This window comes from Candidatus Dormiibacterota bacterium (assembly GCA_035544955.1).
In the GTDB taxonomy this organism is placed as follows: Bacteria; Chloroflexota; Dormibacteria; order CF-121; family CF-121; genus CF-13.
Window position 1 is genome coordinate 1 of record DASZZN010000052.1, and the last position, 2,996, is coordinate 2,996.

Annotated in this window: 5 protein-coding genes and 1 pseudogene; 1 reads left to right on the forward strand and 5 read right to left on the reverse strand. The window is 65.9% G+C overall.

Annotated elements, in window-relative coordinates; all coding sequences use genetic code 11:
- The 4 genes and pseudogenes from VHK65_18870 to VHK65_18885 form a co-directional block, all read right to left on the reverse strand.
- The coding region (locus tag VHK65_18870; GenBank protein HVS08215.1) for an aldo/keto reductase at positions 1–207 on the reverse strand (207 nt) is incomplete at its 3' end.
- Positions 208–233: 26 nt separating this feature from the next.
- Positions 234–371 (reverse strand): annotated as a pseudogene (locus VHK65_18875) (IMP dehydrogenase).
- On the reverse strand, positions 372–947 hold the full coding sequence (locus VHK65_18880) for a hypothetical protein (protein HVS08216.1): 576 nt from the start codon (positions 945–947) through the stop codon (positions 372–374).
- Positions 948–970: 23 nt separating this feature from the next.
- Positions 971–1,585 (reverse strand): dioxygenase, encoded by a 615-nt coding sequence (locus VHK65_18885; protein HVS08217.1) that lies wholly within the window; start codon positions 1,583–1,585, stop codon positions 971–973.
- 113 nt (positions 1,586–1,698) lie between these two features.
- Here VHK65_18885 and VHK65_18890 point away from each other — a divergent pair, with 113 nt between their 5' ends.
- Positions 1,699–2,652, forward strand: coding sequence for an IS1595 family transposase (locus VHK65_18890; protein HVS08218.1), 954 nt, complete (start codon positions 1,699–1,701; stop codon positions 2,650–2,652).
- Between the two features lie 15 nt (positions 2,653–2,667).
- On the opposite strand, the gene VHK65_18895 is transcribed toward VHK65_18890, so the two are convergent.
- Positions 2,668–2,996 (reverse strand): hypothetical protein (locus VHK65_18895; protein HVS08219.1); only part of this gene is annotated, 329 nt, incomplete at its 5' end.

Here is a 2,996-nt window from a genome sequence, read left to right on the forward strand (position 1 = left end):
AGCGATGGCCTTGCCGACGATCTCCTCCGACTCGCCGTGGGAGTACACGTCGGCGGTGTCAATGAAGTTGATCCCCGCGTCGAGGGCCGAGCGGATGATCTTGATCGAGTCATCGTGGTCGGGGTTGCCCCACTGGCCGAACATCATGGCCCCTAGGCAGAGCTCGCTCACCTGCAGGCCGGTCCGCCCGAGACTTCGAAACTTCATGGCCGCTTTCCCCTCTCCGGTTGCACTCTCCAGCACCAGAGGTCCGCCCCGCAGGTGCCTGTGGCGACGGTCCGCACAGTGGCGTCGGTTGGTTCGATGATCGTCGGGTCAGGGCGCTCCTCACAGCGAACATCGCCCGGGCCATGAATAACGGCTCCTCGCATTCAACGATTCTCCTTGTTGATTGATGTATCGGGACCCACCACGCGTACCGACGACGCTCGGTCGGTCGCGTCGGCCGGCTCCGCCTGCTCGAGGAAGTTCAGCCGATCCTGGGATGCGGGACCGGGTTCGGCGCTGTAGGTAACCAGCCTCAGACCCGGGTCGGCCGGGATTTCCATCGTCTCGTACGTCAGTTCGAGGTCACCGACCACGTGGTGTTGGAATCGCTTGACCCCGGTGCGATGAAAGCGGACGTCGTGCGCTGCCCATAGGGTGCGGAACGCCTCGCGCCGCGTCGACAACTCCCCGACGAGGTCGGACAGGCCGCGGTCATAGGGGTCCCGTCCGGCGGCGGTGCGCAGGGTCGCCACGGTGTCGTTGGCCACGCTCTCCCAGTCGACGTAGACCCCGGTCGCGCGGGGGTTGTGGAACGCGAACCGGGCCTGGTTCACCGGCCGAGCCGGGTCGACGTACAGCTCCGAGAAGAGGGCGTACCCGAGCGGGTTCGCGCCGAGGATGTCCCCGCGCTCGTTCCGCAGGTACGCCGCTGCGCGATCCGTGCGGACGTTGCTGCGCATCGGCTTGGCCCGAGGTCCCGAGCTCAGCTCGGGCTCACGAAGTCGAAGGCGCCGCCGCGCGTAGGGGCGCCATCGTCGAGCCGAATGAGCAGAGCCGGATCGAAGATGGAGTCGCTGCTGTTCCTGGCCACGCCCGGAAAGTAGAGCTGGGTGGTGAGGACCGGCTTGCCCGGCGCCGCGACCTTTACGTGGATGTGCTCGGTGCGGCCAGGGTACTCGCCAGGGATCACCGTCCTCAGGGTGTAACGGCCGTCCGCGGTGGTCGACTGGTGCCCGCGCAGACGGTAGCCGGCGTTGTCGTACCGGCCGGAGGCGTCGGCCTGCCAGAAGTCAAGCACGACGCCGCTCAGCGGCCGGCACTGCACGTCGAACACGCGCCCGCTCAGCAGAAGCTGGCCGCCGGGCAGGCCGGACTCGAGCAGTGAGGCACGCTCCGGGGATCCCGACTTGAAGTAGGGACCCTCCGTCTGGGCCGGCGTCGGCCTGCCGGAGCAGCTCGGCGCCTCGGCCGACTTGTCCGCGGCCGCGGCTGCCTGGGTAACGGCGGGCGCCGGCGAGGTCGGCGCGTAGGATCGCCCACCTTCGGCGCAGGCGGCCAGCAGCGGCAGCACGGCAGCGAAGGCCAGGAACCGCCTCATCGCCCCAAGAATAGGCGTCAGCCTCAGGCGTCAGGCGATCTCGTAGTTGGGTATTCCTGACTTCCGATAAGTACGTTTAGCGCTTATCCGGTTAGCTCAGTTACGATCTCATCGTGCCGCGCCCAGACTTCCCGAGGACGATCGTCGAGTTCCAGGCGCGCTTTCCGGACGAGGCAGCTTGCCGCGAGTACCTCTTCGCCTCTCGCTGGCCGGATGGCTTCCGTTGTCCGGCGTGCGGTTCGGATCGCGCCTCGGCGGTGACGACGCGGCTGCTGTGGCAGTGTCAGAGTTGCCGCCACCAGGTCTCGGTGACCGCCGGCACGGTCCTGCACAAGACCAGGACTCCACTACACCTCTGGTTTTGGGCGGCCTACCTGATGACCACGGCGACGCCCGGCGTGTCGGCGCTCCAGCTCTACAGGCAACTCGGGCTGAACCGCTACGAGACGGCCTGGATGATGCTGCACAAGCTGCGGCGGGCGATGGTCGCGCCAGAGCGATCGCAGCTGACCGGAGCGGTTGAAGTCGACGAGACCTACGTTGGAGGCGCTGACGCTGGGCGGCGCGGTGGTCGCGACTCGCTGGGGGCCGCCGAGATCGTTATCGTCGCTGTCGAAGTTCGTGGATCGGGTTCTGGGAGGATCCGGATGGAGGTGCTTGGCGACTTGTCAGCGGACGCCCTGTGCGGCTTCGTAAGCGACAACGTCGCCGCTGGCGCAACCGTGCACACCGATGCATGGCAGGGGTATCGACGCCTAGCGAAGCTGGGCTACGACCATCAGCTGAAGAGTCTCCGTGCCGGCCGGTTCCTCGGCGAGGACGTTGGCGAGATCGTCCCGCGCGCCCACCGCGTGATCAGCAACCTCAAGGCCTGGCTTCAGGGCACCTACCACGGCGTTTCCGGTGACCACCTTCAGTTCTATCTGGATGAGTTCGTCTTTCGCTTTAATCGCCGGCGCACACCTATGGCCGCCTTCCAAACGCTGCTCGGGCTTGGGTCGCGCCGAGCGCCAACACCCTACAGACAGATCGCGGAGGGGCTCTCGTCGGCTGAGCTAACCGGATAAGCAGTATTCGGCTTTTCACCTTCGGCTGCTACAACCTGCGCGCAGCACTGACTGCCTGAGCATCACCACCATCTTAAATCCAATATCTCTGTCCGGCTGGCGCTCGGGCCCTTCTGGGAATTCTTCGCCAGTCGTAGCTGCTATATGGCAGATCACGAAGCTGTTTGACGAACGCCCCTTCAGCCGGTGGGTTAACGACCAGCCGGCCAGCATGAGAACAGCTTCAACAAGCCGGAACGGCGCTTCCGATCCTAGGAGAAAGGGAAGAGGCGCGTGATTCCAATCCACTGGGTGCGTCAGGACGAGACCTGCACCTGCAACGACCTGGACTGCCGGAGCCCGGG

Coding starts and splice junctions, on each gene's coding strand:
- VHK65_18880 (HVS08216.1), bottom strand. CDS start 947: ATGCGCAGCAACGTCCGCACGGATCGCGCAGCGGCGTACCTGCGGAAC.
- VHK65_18885 (HVS08217.1), bottom strand. CDS start 1,585: ATGAGGCGGTTCCTGGCCTTCGCTGCCGTGCTGCCGCTGCTGGCCGCC.